Annotated in this window: 4 protein-coding genes; all 4 read left to right on the top strand. The window is 60.2% G+C overall.

What is annotated here, in order from left to right; translation table 11 throughout:
* Window positions 1-75: 75 nt before the first annotated feature.
* Window positions 76-1,353, top strand: a complete 1,278-nt coding sequence (locus tag VL202_RS12435; protein ID WP_325464430.1) for an MFS transporter — start codon at window positions 76-78, stop codon at window positions 1,351-1,353.
* Entirely contained in the window at window positions 1,350-1,538 is a 189-nt protein-coding gene (locus tag VL202_RS12440; RefSeq protein WP_325464431.1) for a DUF1192 domain-containing protein, read from the top strand. The genes VL202_RS12435 and VL202_RS12440 overlap by 4 nt, the downstream gene beginning before the upstream one ends.
* Before the next feature lie 389 nt (window positions 1,539-1,927).
* Complete coding sequence (locus VL202_RS12445) at window positions 1,928-2,446, top strand: DUF1465 family protein (protein WP_325464432.1); 519 nt, start codon at window positions 1,928-1,930, stop codon at window positions 2,444-2,446.
* Between the two features lie 105 nt (window positions 2,447-2,551).
* On the top strand, window positions 2,552-2,840 hold a 289-nt coding region (locus VL202_RS12450), incomplete at its 3' end, for a hypothetical protein (RefSeq protein WP_325464433.1).

The raw sequence follows: 2,840 nt of genomic DNA on the forward strand, positions 1-2,840 counted from the left end.
CACGAAAATTCCGGCTGGCAATTGTGACGGTGTCGCCCTACCTTGCCATTGCTGCCCGGAACCAGCGGATTTCATATGCGAAAAAACCTTCTGCCCGTCGTCGCCCTCCTCCTTGGAACGCTGTTTCTCTTTCTTGGAAACGGGTTGCACAGTCTGCTGCTGCCGGTTCGCGGCACGACTGAAGGTTATTCGACGACTCTGCTCGGCCTGCTCGGCACATCCTGGGCGAGCGGCTTCGTGCTCGGCTGCCTGCTGGCGCCGACGATCGTCAAGCGCGCCGGCCACGTCCGCGCGTTCAGCGGTTTTGCGGCTCTTCTGGCGATTATCGCCCTGCTCACCGGCCTGCTCGTCGATCCGATCTGGTGGGTGGTCCTGCGCGCCTTCACCGGCTTTTCCACAGCCGGCACCTCGATGATCATCGAAAGCTGGCTGAACGAGCGCGCCACCAATGAAAGCCGCGGCGCGATCTTCTCGCTCTACATCGCCATTACCCTGATGGGTGTCGTCGGCGGCCAGTTGATGATCCCGTTCGGCGATACGTCGACCACGCTGTTCTTCATGATCTGCGGCATCGTCTATTGCCTGGCCATGCTGCCGACGCTGCTCTCCACCGCCGCCTCGCCGCAGCCTTTGCAACAGGTCCGGCTCGACCTGCGGGCGCTCTATCGCAATTCGCCGATCTCCTTTCTCGGCATCCTGCTCGTCGGTATCGCCAACGGCGCCTATGGTACGCTCGGTGCGGTCTTCGGCCGCCAGGTCGGCCTGACGGACAGCAATGTCGCGCTGATGATGAGTACGACGATTTTCGCCGGCGCCGTCATGCAGTTCCCGGCCGGCCGCCTGTCCGACACGATCGACCGCCGCTACGTGCTGGCGGCACTTGCCGCCGTCGCCGCTGTCGCAGGCCTCCTGGTCTTCCTGATCGAACCGACGCATGTCATCATGCTGATGACGCTGGTCGGCATCTATGGCGCGGCCGCGAACGCGCTCTATCCGATCGCCGTATCGCATGCCAACGACTTCGCGACGCCGGAGGATTTCGTCAAGATTTCCGGCGGCCTGCTGCTGCTCTACGGCATCGGCACGATCATCGGGCCGACCATCGGCGGCCCGATCATGACCGTCACCGGACCCTATGGCCTGTTCATGATCACCGCCTGCGCCCACGTCTTGATCACAGCTTACGCCATCTTCCGCAGCCGCATGCGCGCCGCCCTGCCGGCCTCCGAGCGCGATGCCTACTCAACCATCAACCCCGGCACACTGACGACGCCGGAAAGCCTGCAGCTTTCGCCGCGAGCTGCCCCCCTTGAGGAGCAGAACGACGAACAATCCGCACGGAGGCCGGAGTGAACCTTTTCGATGACGATCGTCCGAAGAAGCAGCCGCCGCACGAGATCGGCTGCGACCTGAGCCTTCTGTCTGCCGACGAACTTTCGGCGCGAATCATCCTGCTCACCGAAGAAATCGAGCGTCTCGATGCGGAACGAGCGAGAAAATCAGCGAGCCGGTCGGCGGCCGAAAGTATCTTTCGTTAATACTTTCGCGCCTTCCTCATGGACAATCCATGCTGTCGCTCGAAAACGGGGCATCAATTAAGCGTGAATCGCGATTCCGTAACGCTTCATTAAGCCTTATAAGATATTACTAACACCATCCGGATCGCTCTGGACACAGACGATTTCCCAATCGGCGAATGGTCTGATTTTTCTCCCTGTTTTACCTTGAGAGCCGCCTTCGCGGCTCTTTTTTTGCTTTATTGCGGACAAGTTTCAAAGAATTGTGGAGATTAACCCTTTCTTAAGAATGGGCTTGCGCGATATGCGCTATAGGATCATGTTCAAATCATAAGACGAGCAACGGGAAACTTTCTGTTAACCCGCTCGTTACCTGTCCAAGTTGATGCGTTTAACCAGGGAATGAGACCATGTCCGAACGGGGATTCAATACCGTGAGTTTCGCGGGGCACGCTGCGGCTTCGGCGCAGTTCAAGGCGCTCTATGGGGAAGGCATGGGCTTGGTCGAAGAAACCGCCAGCTATCTCGACGGTACCGGCCGTGCTGCATCCAAGGTCCTGCCGCGCATGGCGTCCGTGCTCTACGCGGCTGAATCGATGCGGTTGACGACCCGCCTGATGCAGATGGCATCCTGGCTGCTGCTGCAGCGCGCCGTCAACAATGGCGAGATGAATCGCGAGCAGGTCCTGTCGGAAAAGAACAAGGTCCGCCTCGACAGCTTCAACGTCGATCGCACCGCTCCCGGCTGGAACGATCTGCCGGAAGGTTTCCGCGACTTGATCGATCGCTCGCTGCGCCTGCAGAACCGTGTCGCCCTGCTCGACCGCGAAATCTATCGCCCGCAGGAAGCCCAGAATTTCGCGCCGGACAACCAGAACGGCGTCAAGGCGCAGCTCAACCTGCTGCAGACGGCGTTCGGCACCAACTGATCGCTGCGAATACAGACTGATGCGAAAACCGGCCTATGGCCGGTTTTTTTATGCCGATGGCCTCTTCTCGAATGAAGGCGAGGCCGGATCGATCTGGTCCCAGGCGTGACCGCCTATTCGATGGGTAACCGCGTGCTGCCTGTAAAGGCGTCGAAGCGCGGGCGAGCGGGCATCAGCACGCCTTCCTTCGGCGCTTCGAAGCGGCAGGGCCTGAGGCTGGCTGCTGGCAGAGCGGCTGTCTCGCGCCCGCAATCTTCTGGAAATCTCGCCCGCCTCCATCGAGACCGCGACCCTTCGCGATCATTTTCGCAAGCATCTCTCAACGCCCCCGCCTACAAGGAGGCGTTCGGTAGCGCTTCACGAGAATTTGCAGACGCCAATGCAAAAAGCCCGG

This window comes from Pararhizobium sp., from assembly GCF_035497515.1.
Taxonomy (GTDB): Bacteria; Pseudomonadota; Alphaproteobacteria; order Rhizobiales; family Rhizobiaceae; genus Pararhizobium.